The sequence below is a fragment of the Celeribacter baekdonensis B30 genome (genome assembly GCF_000299875.1).
GTDB classification, from domain to species: domain Bacteria; phylum Pseudomonadota; class Alphaproteobacteria; order Rhodobacterales; family Rhodobacteraceae; genus Celeribacter; species Celeribacter baekdonensis_A.
This window is the reverse complement of record NZ_AMRK01000006.1, coordinates 23,347-37,422: the sequence shown is the minus strand read 5'-3', so window position 1 is coordinate 37,422 and position 14,076 is coordinate 23,347. Positions and strand designations below refer to the sequence as shown.

Below are 14,076 nucleotides of genomic sequence, written 5' to 3'. Positions count from 1 at the left end.
GTGAAAATCCTGTTTCTCAATCCAAACTCCTCCGCCCATATGACGCAGAGTGTTGTGGCGACCGCGCGCGCGCTTTTGCCTGAGGCGGAGATTTTAGGCTGGACCAATGCCGACGGCCCGCCCGCCATTCAAGGTCCTGAAGATGGTGCGGCGGCGATCCCTGGCCTAATGGCAGTGTTGCCGAAAGCGCGCGACGAGGGTGTTGAAGCCATCGTCATCGCCTGTTTCGATGACACGGGATTGGAGGCCCTGCGCGCGGCGGCGCATTGTCCGGTGATCGGGATCGGCGAAGCGGCCTATCATTTTGCCCTGCTCAAAGGCCAAAGCTACGGCGTGGTGACGACCCTTGGCGTCTCTGTCCCGGTGATTGAGGGCAATATCCGCCGTCATGGGTTTGAGGCCGCCTGCCTCGCGGTTTCGGCCAGTGGCATTGCGGTTTTAGACGTCGAAGAGGGCCGCCCTGCCGTCTTGGATCACCTTACAACCGAGATCAAAGCCATGGGCGCGCGCGGGGCGCAGACGGTGATTTTGGGATGCGCGGGCATGTCCGCGCATCACGGCACATTGACGAAACGCTCAGGCGTGGTTCTGATCGACGGAGTCCGGGCGGCCACGCTTTTGGCGCAGGCATTGGTGGTGGATCAAAGCTCAGTGTGATTTGATCCACGCGGCGTTGCTTTGCGCCAAAAGCGCCTCACTCGGCACCACGGGACAAACCACCGGAAGCGCCGCAATGCGCGTGGCCTCTTCCTGCGCGACCCCCAACATGCGCAAAATCGCGGCGACAAAGGCCGGAACATCGACGTCTTCACCCGCCACGATCCGGCGCAAAAGCGCGAGCGTGCCGACCTCCAAGAGGTCGGTCACCATCTCTTCCGGCATCGGGCAAAAGTCACCCGCCATGATTGAGTCGCGCACGAAACAGGGCGCGACCTCATCCAAGACCTGACCAAACCCATAGGCATGCCGACCAATCCGCGCGGTAAATTCGAGGAAAAGCGGATGCGCGCGGGCCAGTTCGACAAAGGCTTTGACGCCATAGGCCAGCCGTTCCGCCGGGGGCAAATCCTCATCAATCGCCTCGAAGATCAGCGAGACGATTTCGCGCGCGAGGGCCCGTTTGGCCGCAACCAAGACATCATCAATCGTGTCGAAATAGTTGTAAAACGTGCCGCGCGACACACCCGCGCGGCGCACGACATGATCAATCACCGTGCCATTCACCCCACGGTCGGCAAAGACCATGGTGCCCGCTTCGACCAGACGATCATAGGTGCGCTGACGGCGCTCCTGTCCGATCCGGGTACGGTAATCGACGGGTTCTGTTTGACGGATCTCTTCGGTCACGTCGCCTCCTTCGCCTCCGGTTTGACCCGGAACACAAGACAATAGAGCGCCGGCGCGAAGAGCAATGTGATCAATGTCCCGGCGATAATGCCGCCCATCATCGCAAAGGCCATCGGGCCCCAAAACACCTGACGCGAAATCGGGATCAAGGCCAAAGAGGCCGCCGCTGCGGTCAACAGGATCGGACGCGCCCGGCTGTCGGAGGCCTCAAACACGGCGTTCCAACGCGATTTGCCTTCGCGGCGTAAATCTTCGATGGCTTGAATGAGGATGATCGAATTTCGGATCAAAATGCCGACGAGGGCGAGCACCCCAAGCAGGGCGACAAACCCCATTGGCGCACTGGCACTCAAAAGTGCCGCAACAACGCCGATCAGGCCCAATGGCGCCACCGCAATGACGACAAACATCAGGCGGAAACTTTGGACCTGAATCATTGTCAGCGTCAGCATGATCAACACCATAATCGGCATGACGGCGGCAATTGGACCCTGACTTTCGGCGCTGCTTTCCACCGTGCCCCCGACCTCGACAGTATAGCCACGCGGCAGGGTTTGTTCAAAGCTGGCAATCGCCGGTTTGAGCGCATTGACCAAGGTTGCGGGCAAGTCATCCGACCCAATCGCCGCTTTCACGGTGATCACAGGCGCGCGGTCCTCTTGCCGGATCAGCGGCTGTTCGGTCACCCAATCCAATGTCGCAATCGAGGACAGTGGAATGGACACACCCTGCGCATTGGCAAATTGCAGGTTTTCCAAGGCCGTCAAGGTTTTGCGATCCTCCTCGGCGCCGCGAATTTCAACATCAATCAATGTGCGCGCATCGCGAATTTGAGTCACGGTGGAGCCTTCAAACAGGCTCGACATCACCCCCGCCACATCCGATTGGGTCAACCCAAGTTGCCGCAACCGCGCCTGATCCAGATCGACACGGACCACCCGAGAGGGCTCATTCCAATCGAGTGAAATCGCGCTCAACCGCTCCTCTTTCGACAAAACCGCAGCCAGTTCACGCGCGTGGTCACGCAATTCAGCGTAATCAGGACCGGAAATCCGGTATTGCACGGGCTTGCCAACTGGCGGCCCAAGCTCAAAGGTTTTGGGATAGAATTCGACGCCAAGCCGGGCCTCGGAATAGGCCCGTACTTTCGCCAAAAGGCGATCACGCGCCTCAAGGTCGGTCGTCAGGATCAAGAGCTGACCAATGTTCGGCCCCGGCGTCAGCGCCTCCAAGGTCAACACAACCCTAGGCGCACCGTTGCCGATATAGGTCGTCCAAAATGTAACCTCGTCCTGAGCGCTCAGCCATGTTTCAAACTGCGCAATCTCCGTATCGGTTGCATAAATACTGGCGTTTTGGCGCAGCGTCACATCGATCAAAACCTCCGGGCGATCCGAACTTGGGAAAAACTGTTGTTCGACCTTGCTCATACCGATCACAGCCAGTGCGAAAGCCGCAAATGTAATGACCACCGTCAAAAGGCGGAACCGCATCGCAAGCCGCAACAAATGATGGAACCGACGCCGCAACCATCCCGGTTCGCCGTGTACATGTTTCCACTGTTTCGGCAAAAAGGTTGCCCCCAACACGGGCGCAAACAACACGGCGACAATCCAGCTCAGCACCAACGAAATGGCAATCACATAGAACAAGGTGATGGTGTATTCACCGGCATTACTGCTGTTGAGACCGATGGGGATAAAACCAGCGGTGGTGATTAACGTGCCCGTCAACATCGGCCAAGCGATCGATGTCCAGGCATAGGCAGCCGCCTTGTGACGGCTTTCACCCAGTTCGAGACGCGAGATCATCGTTTCAATCGCGATCATGGCGTCATCCACCAAAAGGCCCAGCGCGATGATCAAAGCGCCCAGCGAAATCCGCTGAAGCGTGATGCCCAAAACCTCCATGAACACAAAGGTCAGGGCCAACACCAAGGGGATCGTCAGGCTGACGACAAACCCCGCGCGCACACCGAGAGACACGAAGCTCACGGCAAGCACGATCACCACCGCCTCGATCAGCGCCTTCACGAAATGGCCCACCGACTCCTCAACCACTTTCGGCTGGTCGGCGACATGGTGGACATTGATACCCACTGGCAATGTCGTGGTGAGTTCTGCCATGGTCTCATCCAAAGCCGCACCAAAATCGAGCACATTGCCGCCTTCGCGCATCCCGATTTTCAGACCGATTGCGGGCGCGCCATTGTAACGAAACAATTCGGACGGCGGATCATCGTAGCCCGAGGTCACATTGGCCACATCGGCCAGCGTGAAAAAAATATCGCCCGAGCGCAGCGGCGCATTGGCGAGGGCGTCTACACTGTCGAATTGCCCGGTAACCCGCAGCAAAATGTTTTCATCGTCGGTGCTGATCATCCCCGATGGAACGATCTGGTTTTGCGCCGCAAGAGAGCCCAAAACGGTTTGCCCATCGAGGCCGAAAGCGGCCAAACGACGGGCAGAAAATTCGATATGGATGACCTGATCACGAGTGCCAAACACTTCGACTTTGCCAGCATCATCAAGACTTTGAACCACATCGCGGACGTCTTCGACATAATCTTTGACCTCCTCGGGCGCATAGCCATCCGAGGTAAAGGCATAGACCGTCCCAAACACATCCCCAAAGTCATCATCATAGGCAAAGCCTTGAAACTCCTGAGGGAACTGGCTTCGGATATCCGACATCATTTGCCGTACACGCGTCCAGGACGGGCGCACTTCGGAGGCGGGAACATTGTCGCGCAAATCAACATAGACCAATGCGATCCCCGGATAGGTCACCGAGCGCGTACCATCGAGGGTCGCGAGTTCTTGCAGTTTGCGTTCAATGCGATCGGTCACCTGCGTCACGGTTTCCTCGGCGGTGGCCCCCGGCAAACTCGCAGTCACCACCATGGTGCGGATGGTGAACGACGGGTCCTCTTCGCGCCCAAGCCTCATGTAGCTGAGCGATCCGGCGACCACAGCAATGATCATCATGAACCAGATAAAGGAGCGGTGCCCCAGTGCCCAATCCGATAGGTTGAACCCCTTCATTCGAGCCGCTCCCCAACTTTTTGTCCGTCTTCAAGTGCGTGTACTCCGCGCACGACGATTTCATCATTCTCAGAAAGCCCTGCGGAAATCACCACCCGGTCTCCCACAATGGCGCCCAGCGTCACCGGCACAAATGTCACCATACGATCCGGCGTGACGCGCCAAACGCCAGGGCTGTCTTGCGTGCCCGCAATGGCGCTGATGGGCAGGGTCATCGCAGGGGCCGCACCACGATTATAGGCCGCCGTGATCAAGGTGCCGATACGGTAATCCTCAGGCGGCGCAATCAGCATAAGCCGCAATCTACGGGTCTCCAGACTTGTGTCGGCAACGGGTTCAATCACACTCAGCCGCGCCATCACCGGGGCAACACCACCCGAACGGTGACGCACCACGAATCCCGCGCCTTCCGGCATGATCGCGGCGACAGAGGCGGGCACATCAATGATCGCCTCGCGCCCCAAAGGATCGGCAATCTCCATCACACTCACGCCGGGGCTAACAAGCGTGCCGGGATCGACTGAGGTGGACAGGACAATCCCATCCCGTGGCGCGACAAGGCTACCATAGCGGGCCGCCTCCGTGGTTTGGGCCAGATCGGCACGCACGCTTTCGAGTTTGGCCGCCGTGGCATCGCGATTGGCGCGCGCCGCTTCGAGTTGGGCGGTGGTGGCCACATTGCGCGCCACCAGCGCCGAAACACGTTCATATTGGGTCTGCGCAAATTCGGCCTGCGCTTGGACCCCCGACACAGCGGCTTCGGCCACGGCGACATCTTGCGCCAATGTGATTTGATCAAGGGTTGCAAGCACCTGCCCTTTGGTCACGCGATCCCCGGCGGCCACATTGAGCGTCGCCAAACGGCCGCTGGTTTGGAACGCCAAAGCGGTCACATCCTGGCCCCGGATCACCCCGGAGTATTGACGTTTGACCACCGGGTCGGTTGACACGAATTCGGAAATCACCGGGCGCAGCGCCGGAGTTTCACCCATATCGGACTGAGCCAGCCCCATTTGTCCCAGACCCGAAAAAACAAGCATCACAGCCAAGAGCCGCATCGGTTTGATCATTGCATCGTCTCCCCTGCGACCACCGGGCGGCCGTCGAACAGCATTTGTGATCCGGCCCCGACCACAAGATCACCCTCGACAAGGCCTTCCGTGAGTTCAACGGTCTTATCGTTATAAGAGCCCACGCGCACAGATTTGAGTGACACGGTGGAGGTCGCAGGATCGACCACCCAGACGGCCGGGCCTTTGGAATCCGACGTCAACGCGCTCCATGGCAGAACAATGCGTTGGTCGATTTCGATCGTGGAGCGGCCTGAGATCGACGTGCCGATCGGGATCTGCGTCGACATCTCTTCGGGAATATCCGCATGAATTTCAACTGTTCCGGTGGAGGTCAAAACCGGCAAGACTTCGGTGATCGTCGATGTGAACGGCGCATCCGCACCACTGGGATCAAGCTCGACCTCATGGTTGAGAATTTTCGACAGCCCTGCCGCATCCGGGGCCAAAAACACCGCTTGTTTTTTGCCCTTCAACGCGAGGGTGGCAACAGGAGCCCCGGCGGAAACGATCTCGCCCAGATCGACATATTTTTCGATCACGGTCACGTCCTCTTCGGCACGAATCTCTGTATCGTCAAGCGCTTGTTCGGCGGTTTCCAACATGGCGCGGGCCTGATCTCGACTGGCCTGCGCCGCCAGAAAGGCCTGCTGCGCCTCATCATATTGCGCCTGCGTGCCCACGCCGCGCGCCAAAAGCGTATCCATTCGGGCGCGGGCTTGTTCGGCCTGAACCCATGCGGCTTCGGCAGCATTCAAATTGGCCCGGGCCGCATCAAGTGCAGCGGAAATATTGGTCGCATCAATGCGTGCAATCACCTCGCCGGCTCTCAATTGGCGCCCGACCTCGGCATCCAGATAGTCGATCTGACCGCCTCTGCGAAAGGCGGCCGGAAAGCTGTCTTTCGCCTCGACAGAGCCAACAACCTTGATCTCGTGAACGACTGTTGCGCTTTTGGCGGAAATAATTTCGACCGCCAAAGGCACTTCGGCCAAAATGTGCGTCGGGGTTAGGATGAGCCAGATCAGACCCAAGAGCGTTGGAACTTTCATGAATATCCCTGACATATCGAAAAGCTAAGCCTCTCATTTAGCCGAATTGACAGTTTTGTCAAATCTAACTTTCCCGGTTCGTACAGATTCCCTGATTTTCGGCCATATTGGTGTAGTCTCCCTGAAGACCAAAGGTATGTCGCGTGTCTTTTCTGCACATATGTTGGAGTCTAAAATTTTGCATCCATAAGTTGACAAAAAGACTAAGGTTAATTTATCTTCCTAGAGATCGCGCCGTCCGGCGCCTTGAACCGCGACATCCAATGGCACGCCATGGCGCAAAGCCCAGCCAGTCTTGGTGTTTCAATTACTGACACACCATCCGCTTCCCACAGAGGGGCGACAGGCCCTTGGCCTGGAATACGGACATGACAAAAGGCAAGCCAATGACCCTACATGTAACGAAGATGGAAGCTGCGGAGACCCAGCTTCCCCCAATTGATGCCCGCAGTTTGATTTCAGACGGCTCAACCCGGCAAATCATCCTTGATGGCCAAATCTACACCCTGCGGATCACGCGCGCGCAAAAATTGATCCTAACAAAATGAAGGTCGTTTAGCCTTTAAAGTGTTTCGGATTTAAGTTGAGACACGACTTAAATCCGAAACACGCGAAACTTGATTTAGGGTGTGGGCGTTTCGGGACAAACGCCTTGAGCACGTTTATCCCGATGCGCTTTATCGATAGGTGCGCAATTCTAAATCAACGGATGAAAGCATCTCGTCGCACATAGTCAAAAACCCGGCCTCGGCTTCTGACAACTTGCGGCGCGGGTTAGTCAAAAGATAGATGCTGACCAAAGGCAAGGCGTCATAGGGCGGCAATTGACGCAACCGCCCCAGATCGACATCGCGCTTGGCCACATGCAATGGCAGCGCGCCAATGCCGATATTGGCAACGATCATGCGCCTGAGTTCATGCAAGTTCGAAGACACCCCGCTCCACCCCGTCGCGATTTTGGCCCGCATCCGCAGCTTTGCCACGGGTTCCAAAGGCCCGCCATCGGTTTCCGTTTGAAATGACACCGACCTCTCGCCTTCGAGTTCGGACAGGGGAATCATATCACGCCCAAACAGCCAATGTTTGGGGCCGCAAAACAGACCAAAATATTCACGGTACAACACGTCCGCTTTCAAACCTGCCGGAATTTTATGCAGCAAACAAATCCCAAGGCTGGCGCGATTTTGACTGACACGGCTGACAATTTCGTCGCTTTCCGCGACTGTGAAAGAAAAGCTGACCTTTGGATGACGCGTGACAAAGCGGTGCAACACCTCATCAAAGTGATCCGAAATCACATGGGAGGTGGTGACAATGGAAATATGGCCACGCAAGTCTTCGGTGCCCGTTTCCAACAAAGACGGCAATTGCGACACCGCGCCAAAGATCGACGAACATTCGGCATAAAGCAACTGCCCGGCTCGCGTCACTTTGAATTCATTCGATTTTCTAACGATCAACTGATGCCCGGCCGTGTCTTCGAGACGCTTGAGAGCGGAGGAGATTGTCGGTTGCTTCAGGCCCAAAAAATCAGCCGCGCGCGAAATGCCGCGTTGTTCGACCACCACCATGAATGTGCGCAACAGGTTCCAGTCGAGATGCCAAGGAAAGCGTTGTTCGTAAGGTTTAGCCATAAATTACATCTATGTTGAACATTCTTATTATTTATTTGCGCAATGTATTCACACATGCAAGCCTTTTCACCAAGGTGGCCAGAACCACCATTCAAACCATCCCCGCCGAGAGGTCCACCCTCAAAGGCGGTTCGGATCCAACTGGAGAAGACGATGACCAAACGTAGAACTTTCTTGAAAACCGCTGTCGCCGTTTCGGCTTTCGCACTGACCGGGCTGACCCTTGCCGCCCCTGTGGCCGCAGACGAGCTTGAGACCCTCAAAGAAAAAGGCGTGATGCGGATCGCCATGTCCGGCGCTTATCCTCCGTTCAACTTTGTGAATGACAAAAATGAAGTCGTGGGCTTTGATCCGGCCATCGGGACCGAGATCGCCAAACGCATGGGTCTTGAGACCGAAATCGTCACCACGGCATGGGACGGCATCATCGGTGGGCTTTTGGCCAATAAATATGACGCCATCGTCGGCTCAATGACCATCACCGATGAGCGCGCCGAAGTGGTTGATTTTGTTGGCCCCTATTACACCACGGGCCGCGCTATTTTCTCCAAACCCGGCAGCGGCATCGAAACCCTCGCCGATCTGGACGGCAAAAAAGTTGGCGTGACTTTGGGCGAAACCCACGAGGAATGGGCCAAGAACAAAGGCTACACCGTACGCACTTACAAAGGTCTGCCGGAGCTGATCATGGAGCTTGAAAACGGTCGCGTTGATGTGATCGTCAACGACTCCATCGCTGCGATTTTGGCGCTCAAAGAAAACGGCTACGCCTACACGAGCTTTGACGACCCGGACACCGAACCCTTTGGTGCCGGCATCGCCATTCGCAAAGGCAACCCCGAATTGAAGGCCGCAATGCAAGCCGCCCTTGACGAGATGATGGCCGATGGCACCTACGTTGCCATTGCCAAAGAGTGGATCGGCGAAGACATCCGCTAAGCCGCACAGGGTCTCGATAGGGGGCGCGTGATCTGCGCGTCCCCTTTGACCTCTCGTTTGCGCCCCTTCTTTCCCTGACCCAAAGAGACCTCTGTCGCTATGGACATAGAGCTTATCCTCAAGGTTTATCCCTATTTTCTCGAAGCTGCGGTGGTGACCATTGAGCTGTCCGTGCTCACGGTTCTGCTTGGGCTGATCTGTGGCGCGCTGGCGGCTGCGGCGCGGATGTCGCGCTTTCGCCTGTTGCGCATCATCGGCGCGGTCTATGTCAGCGTCTTTCGCGGCACGCCTGCGCTGATCCAACTGTTCCTGTTGTACTTCGGCGGTCCGCAAATCGGCATCCAACTCGACGCGTTCGAGGCGGGGGTGATTGGGCTTGGCCTCAATATCGGGGCCTATATGGCCGAAACCATGCGCGGGGCGATTGTGTCCGTGGACGGAGGTCAAACCGAGGCGGCGCGCACATTGGGTCTGTCGCGCACTCAGGCGTTTCGAAAGGTGACATTGCCACAAGCCATGCGCCTGATGATCCGGCCCTTGGGGGTCAACATCAACGCCCAGATCAAAGGCACCGCCCTTGTCGCCGCGATCTCTGTGGTCGAACTGACTTACACTGCCCAGCGCTATATCGGCTCAACCTATAAGCCGTTCGAAATGTTCTTTTTGGCGGGCGTGCTTTACATCCTCATCATCACCGTGACGGGCAAAGGCATCTCTTATCTCGACCGAAAGGTGCGCCTGCCATGAGCCATTGTCCTGTCCTGAAATCCAGCATGAAAGGCGCGCGCCATGGGTCTTGATTTCACCGTTGTCCCCGCCTACCTCGACACGATTTTGATCGGTGTGTTGTGGACCATCGCCATCACCGTCTGCGCCGCCCTCCTGAGCTTTTTCGGTGGTATCCTCTTTGCCGTGATCGCGCTTTACGCGCCGTGGTTCCTCCGGCTTCCGGTGCGGCTTTTCGCATGGCTCTTTATGGGCACGCCGTTGTTGTTGCAGTTGTTTCTGATCTATTTCGGGCTGGTCGAGCTTGGCATTGATTTGCCTGCTTTTGTCGCCGGTGTGATCGGGCTGGGCCTGCACTTTGCGGTCTATAATTCTGAACTGATCCAAACCGCGATCCTGGCCGTAGACAACGGTCAGATGGAGGCCGCGCGCACCCTTGGCTGTTCCCGCGCGCAAGCCCTGCGCAAGGTGGTGATCCCCCAAGCTGTGCGTGATGTGATCCCGCCGATTGGCAACAACATGATCGCGCTGCTCAAAGACTCCGCCCTGGTCTCCGTGATCGGCGTATCGGAACTGACGCTTTCGTCACAACTCGCCATTGGCCGCACCTATCGCCCGTTTGAATTCTACGCCGTCGCGGCCGTGTTTTACTACGTCGTCAATCTCGGCATGGAGGCCGTTATGCGCCGCATCGAACGTAAAACCTCCCTCTCTCGCTAAGCTTTAAGGACCTGACATGACCGAAGCTCATAAATTCGTCGACATCCGTCACGCCCAGAAAGCCTATGGCGATCTTGAGGTGCTCAAAGACATTTCCCTTACCGTGGACCGAGGCGAAATCGTTGCCATCATCGGCCCATCTGGGTCGGGCAAATCCACGCTGTTGCGGGCGATCAATGATCTGGATTCGCTCACCGGCGGCGAGGTCTGGCTTGATGGCGTGCAGATCAACAAAGACCTGCCCTATCGCCAATATGAAAAACATATCAATGCCATGCGCCAACAGGTCGGGATGGTGTTTCAACACTTCAACCTCTTCCCGCATCTCTCGGTGCGCGACAACGTCACCATGGCGCCAAAGCTGCTCAAAGGTCTCTCCGACAAAGAGGCCGACAAGCTGGCCGAAGAACAGCTCAATCACGTCGGCATGTTGGAGCGGATTGATTACTATCCCTCGCAACTTTCCGGCGGTCAAAAACAGCGCGTCGCCATCGCGCGCGCCTTGGCGATGCAGCCGAAATTGATGCTGTTTGATGAGGCCACATCGGCGCTCGACCCGGAGCTGGTCGAAGAGGTCAATCTGGTGATGAAACGCCTCGCCGAAGAACACATGACGATGATCATCGTGACCCACGAAATGGATTTCGCCGCCTCCGTCTGTGACCGGGTGATCTTTATGGACAAGGGCGTTGTCGTTGAACAAGGCCCGCCCAGCGTCGTGTTTCAAAACCCGACAGAAGAGCGGACCAAAGAATTTCTGCGCAAACATCTTGCCCAGCATCACGCCCAAAACGCCGCCGAAGCGGCGGCCCTTACTGCCGCACAAACCAACGAAGGTGCAAAATGACCACCGAGCAGTCCAACCTGTTCTACCTCGCCACCCAACCGCGACCGTTTCTGGATCATGGCGAGGGGATTTACCTCTATGACGAAAGCGGCAAGCGCTACATCGACGGCTCATCCGGCGCGATGGTGTCCAACATTGGCCACTCAAACCCACGCGTTCTGGCCAAGATGAAAGCGCAGATGGACAAAGCCACATTCGGCTACCGCCTCCATTTCCGCACCCACCCCTCCGAAGATTTGGCCACAAAACTTGCGGGTTTGATGCCCGAGGGGTTGGACCGGATTTTCTTTGTCTCCGGGGGCTCGGAAGCGGTGGAAACCGCCGAAAAACTCGCCCGCCAATATGCCGTGACCCAGGGCCAAAGCAGCCGTTGGAAAGTCATCGCCCGCACGCCCGCCTACCACGGCGGCACCTTGGGCGCGCTGGCGCTCACCGGGGGTAAACTCTTTGCTGGCCCCTTTGCGCCGATGTTCCAAGATATGCCGCATGTCAAAGCGCCGACCTGTTATTTGGATCGTGACAACCTGAGTGACGAAGACCGCGGGATCAAATACGCCGAAATGCTGCGCGAGCGGATCGAGGCGGAGGGCGCGGACACGGTTTTGGCCTTTATCATGGAGCCCGTGGGCGGCGCGTCAACTGGCGCGCTGGTCGCCCCGGACAGCTATTACAAACGCATCCGCGAGATTTGCGACGAATACGGCGTGATCCTGATTTTTGATGAGGTCATGACCGGCGCGGGCCGCACGGGGACGTTTTTGGCCTGTGAACATTGGGGTGCCACCCCCGACATCATCGCCATGTCCAAAGGCTTGGGCGCGGGCTATGCGCCTTTGGGTGCGGTCGCTGCGCGTCGCGAGATGGTCGATGCTTTGATGGAGGCCGGAGGCTTTTTGCACGGGTTCACCTATGCTGGAAACCCCTTGGCTTGCGCCGCCGGTTTGGCCGTCTTGGAAGAGATGGAAGAACAGAACATCGTTCAGAATTGCGCGGCGATGGGGGAGGTTTTACACGCCCGGCTCAAGACCCTGATGGACCGCTATCCCTTTATCGGTGATGTGCGCGGCAAGGGATTGTTGCAGGCCTTTGAACTCATGTCGGATCGCGACACCAAAGATCCCCTGCCGAAAGAGATGAACGCCCATTCCGAGCTGGTCGAACTGGCCTATGCGCGCGGTCTCATCCTCTATTCCCGCCGCACCCGTGGCGGCGTTGAGGGCGATCACTTCCTCGTCTGCCCGCCACTGATCATCACTGAGACGCAGATTGACGAGATCATGGCGATTTTGATCGACAGTTTGGACGCCTTTGCCGCCAACCACGACCTGCCGGTGATGGGCCAATGAGCCTGCCGGACAAAACCACCACGATCGAGGCGGCCGTGGCGCGCATCCCTGATGGGGCGACGATCATGGTCGGGGGCTTTGGCGTGCCCGGCACGCCCTTTACGTTGATCCGTGAATTGGTGCGTCAGGGTCAAAAAGACCTCACCCTGATCAAAAACGATGCCAATGAAACCGGGATGGGCATCGACCTTTTGATTGCAAATGGACAGGTGAAAACCCTGATTTCAACCCATATCGGCCTCAACGCCAATGCCATCTCCGCCCTCAATTCGGGCCGGATTAGGGTCGAATTTTGTGCCCAAGGCATCCTGGCCGAACGCATTCGCGCCGGGGGGGCGGGGCTTTCCGCAATTGTCACCGATATTGGTCTCGGCACAGAATTGGCCGAGGGCAAACAGGTGGTGGAGATGCACGGCAAACGCCTTTTGGTCGAAAGCGCTCTACGCGCCGATGTTGCCCTCATTCATGCCGACTGCGCCGATCCGTTTGGCAATCTCACATATGCCGCCACGGCACGGAATTTCAATCCGCTGATGGCCATGGCTGCCCCTATGGTGATCGCTGAAGTCGAAACCCTCGGGCCTTTGGGAAGTCTCTCCCCCGAGGCCGTTGAAACCCCCGGAGCCTTTGTCGATCACGTCGCGGAACTCTCTGAACTTTCTGAGGATTACGGCATTGTCAGACGCTAACCCCCTTGACGCACGCGCCCGCATGATCGCCCGCGCCGCCCGTGAAATCACCGCCGGTATGGTGGTTAATCTTGGCATCGGTTTGCCGACCAAAGTGATCAATCACCTGCCCGCCAATTTGCCCGTCTGCCTTCATACCGAAAACGGCATGACCGGAATTGGCGCCACCCTGCCCTATGAGCGTGCTGACCGAAACCTGATCGACGCGGGCGGGGCCTATGTCTCGCCCATCCCCGGCTCCGCCTATTTCGACAGTGCCGTGTCCTTTGCGTTGGTGCGCTCTGGTCGGCTGGATTTGACCATGTTGGGCGCGTTCGAAGTGGCACAAAACGGCGATTTGGCCAATTGGAAAATCCCCGGAAAATTCTCCCCCGGCGCAGGCGGCGCAATTGAATTGGCACAAAAGGCGCGGCGTGTGGTGGTGATGACCACGCACACGGATCGGCACGGCAATCCGAAGCTGCTGCAACAGTGTACGTTGCCCCTGACCGCCCAGCGCCGCGTGGCACGGATCTTTACCGATCTGGCGGTGATCGACGTAACGGCACATGGATTTGAGCTTTGCGAATTGGCGACGGGCGTCACCGTCCAAGAGGTCACCGAGGCCACGGGCGCGCCATTGATCGTACCTGACACTGACATTCCTACCTTTTGAGGCATCC

14 protein-coding genes are annotated in these 14,076 nt (G+C 57.4%); 9 read left to right on the top strand and 5 right to left on the bottom strand.

Annotated elements, in window-relative coordinates; translation table 11 throughout:
• Positions 1–657 carry an aspartate/glutamate racemase family protein gene (locus tag B30_RS11795; RefSeq protein ID WP_009572306.1) on the top strand — a complete coding sequence of 219 codons (657 nt, stop codon included), beginning with the start codon at positions 1–3 and terminating at the stop codon, positions 655–657.
• Here the strand turns inward: B30_RS11795 and B30_RS11790 are convergent.
• From B30_RS11790 to B30_RS11775, 4 genes are read right to left on the bottom strand one after another with little or no spacing between them, the layout of a single operon-like run.
• Positions 649–1,347 carry a TetR/AcrR family transcriptional regulator gene (locus B30_RS11790; protein ID WP_009572305.1) on the bottom strand — a complete coding sequence of 233 codons (699 nt, stop codon included), beginning with the start codon at positions 1,345–1,347 and terminating at the stop codon, positions 649–651. The genes B30_RS11795 and B30_RS11790 overlap by 9 nt on opposite strands.
• Positions 1,344–4,391, bottom strand: coding sequence for an efflux RND transporter permease subunit (locus tag B30_RS11785; protein ID WP_009572304.1), 3,048 nt, complete (start codon positions 4,389–4,391; stop codon positions 1,344–1,346). Before B30_RS11785 ends, B30_RS11790 begins: the two co-directional genes overlap by 4 nt.
• Complete coding sequence (locus B30_RS11780; protein ID WP_009572303.1) at positions 4,388–5,461, bottom strand: efflux RND transporter periplasmic adaptor subunit; 1,074 nt, start codon at positions 5,459–5,461, stop codon at positions 4,388–4,390. Before B30_RS11780 ends, B30_RS11785 begins: the two co-directional genes overlap by 4 nt.
• Positions 5,458–6,513 carry an efflux RND transporter periplasmic adaptor subunit gene (locus B30_RS11775; RefSeq protein WP_009572302.1) on the bottom strand — a complete coding sequence of 352 codons (1,056 nt, stop codon included), beginning with the start codon at positions 6,511–6,513 and terminating at the stop codon, positions 5,458–5,460. The genes B30_RS11780 and B30_RS11775 overlap by 4 nt, the downstream gene beginning before the upstream one ends.
• Before the next feature lie 386 nt (positions 6,514–6,899).
• Here B30_RS11775 and hemP point away from each other — a divergent pair, with 386 nt between their 5' ends.
• Positions 6,900–7,061 carry a hemin uptake protein HemP gene (gene hemP, locus B30_RS21755; protein WP_009572301.1) on the top strand — a complete coding sequence of 54 codons (162 nt, stop codon included), beginning with the start codon at positions 6,900–6,902 and terminating at the stop codon, positions 7,059–7,061.
• A 129-nt stretch (positions 7,062–7,190) separates the two neighbouring features.
• Here hemP and B30_RS11770 read toward each other — a convergent pair whose 3' ends face one another.
• Positions 7,191–8,147 carry a LysR family transcriptional regulator gene (locus B30_RS11770; protein WP_009572300.1) on the bottom strand — a complete coding sequence of 319 codons (957 nt, stop codon included), beginning with the start codon at positions 8,145–8,147 and terminating at the stop codon, positions 7,191–7,193.
• Between the two features lie 153 nt (positions 8,148–8,300).
• On the opposite strand from B30_RS11770, the gene B30_RS11765 reads away from it, so the two are divergent.
• From B30_RS11765 to B30_RS11735, 7 genes are all read left to right on the top strand, one after another.
• Positions 8,301–9,086, top strand: coding sequence for a transporter substrate-binding domain-containing protein (locus B30_RS11765; RefSeq protein ID WP_009572299.1), 786 nt, complete (start codon positions 8,301–8,303; stop codon positions 9,084–9,086).
• A 99-nt stretch (positions 9,087–9,185) separates the two neighbouring features.
• Positions 9,186–9,833 carry an amino acid ABC transporter permease gene (locus tag B30_RS11760; protein WP_009572298.1) on the top strand — a complete coding sequence of 216 codons (648 nt, stop codon included), beginning with the start codon at positions 9,186–9,188 and terminating at the stop codon, positions 9,831–9,833.
• 42 nt (positions 9,834–9,875) lie between these two features.
• Positions 9,876–10,532 carry an amino acid ABC transporter permease gene (locus B30_RS11755; RefSeq protein WP_009572297.1) on the top strand — a complete coding sequence of 219 codons (657 nt, stop codon included), beginning with the start codon at positions 9,876–9,878 and terminating at the stop codon, positions 10,530–10,532.
• Between the two features lie 16 nt (positions 10,533–10,548).
• Complete coding sequence (locus tag B30_RS11750; RefSeq protein ID WP_009572296.1) at positions 10,549–11,379, top strand: amino acid ABC transporter ATP-binding protein; 831 nt, start codon at positions 10,549–10,551, stop codon at positions 11,377–11,379.
• On the top strand, positions 11,376–12,725 hold the full coding sequence (locus tag B30_RS11745; protein WP_009572295.1) for an aminotransferase family protein: 1,350 nt from the start codon (positions 11,376–11,378) through the stop codon (positions 12,723–12,725). Before B30_RS11750 ends, B30_RS11745 begins: the two co-directional genes overlap by 4 nt.
• Positions 12,722–13,414, top strand: coding sequence for a CoA transferase subunit A (locus B30_RS11740; RefSeq protein WP_009572294.1), 693 nt, complete (start codon positions 12,722–12,724; stop codon positions 13,412–13,414). The genes B30_RS11745 and B30_RS11740 overlap by 4 nt, the downstream gene beginning before the upstream one ends.
• Positions 13,401–14,069, top strand: a complete 669-nt coding sequence (locus B30_RS11735; protein WP_009572293.1) for a 3-oxoacid CoA-transferase subunit B — start codon at positions 13,401–13,403, stop codon at positions 14,067–14,069. Before B30_RS11740 ends, B30_RS11735 begins: the two co-directional genes overlap by 14 nt.
• The last annotated feature ends 7 nt before the right edge of the window (positions 14,070–14,076 follow it).

What these genes read in the sequence shown, in the direction of transcription:
- B30_RS11750 (WP_009572296.1), top strand. Translation starts at nt 10,549, where the DNA reads ATGACCGAAGCTCATAAATTCGTCGACATCCGTCACGCCCAGAAAGCC.
- B30_RS11770 (WP_009572300.1), bottom strand. Translation starts at nt 8,147, where the DNA reads ATGGCTAAACCTTACGAACAACGCTTTCCTTGGCATCTCGACTGGAAC.
- B30_RS11745 (WP_009572295.1), top strand. Translation starts at nt 11,376, where the DNA reads ATGACCACCGAGCAGTCCAACCTGTTCTACCTCGCCACCCAACCGCGA.
- B30_RS11775 (WP_009572302.1), bottom strand. Translation starts at nt 6,513, where the DNA reads ATGAAAGTTCCAACGCTCTTGGGTCTGATCTGGCTCATCCTAACCCCG.
- B30_RS11740 (WP_009572294.1), top strand. Translation starts at nt 12,722, where the DNA reads ATGAGCCTGCCGGACAAAACCACCACGATCGAGGCGGCCGTGGCGCGC.
- hemP (WP_009572301.1), top strand. Translation starts at nt 6,900, where the DNA reads ATGACCCTACATGTAACGAAGATGGAAGCTGCGGAGACCCAGCTTCCC.
- B30_RS11765 (WP_009572299.1), top strand. Translation starts at nt 8,301, where the DNA reads ATGACCAAACGTAGAACTTTCTTGAAAACCGCTGTCGCCGTTTCGGCT.
- B30_RS11755 (WP_009572297.1), top strand. Translation starts at nt 9,876, where the DNA reads ATGGGTCTTGATTTCACCGTTGTCCCCGCCTACCTCGACACGATTTTG.
- B30_RS11785 (WP_009572304.1), bottom strand. Translation starts at nt 4,391, where the DNA reads ATGAAGGGGTTCAACCTATCGGATTGGGCACTGGGGCACCGCTCCTTT.
- B30_RS11780 (WP_009572303.1), bottom strand. Translation starts at nt 5,461, where the DNA reads ATGATCAAACCGATGCGGCTCTTGGCTGTGATGCTTGTTTTTTCGGGT.
- B30_RS11760 (WP_009572298.1), top strand. Translation starts at nt 9,186, where the DNA reads ATGGACATAGAGCTTATCCTCAAGGTTTATCCCTATTTTCTCGAAGCT.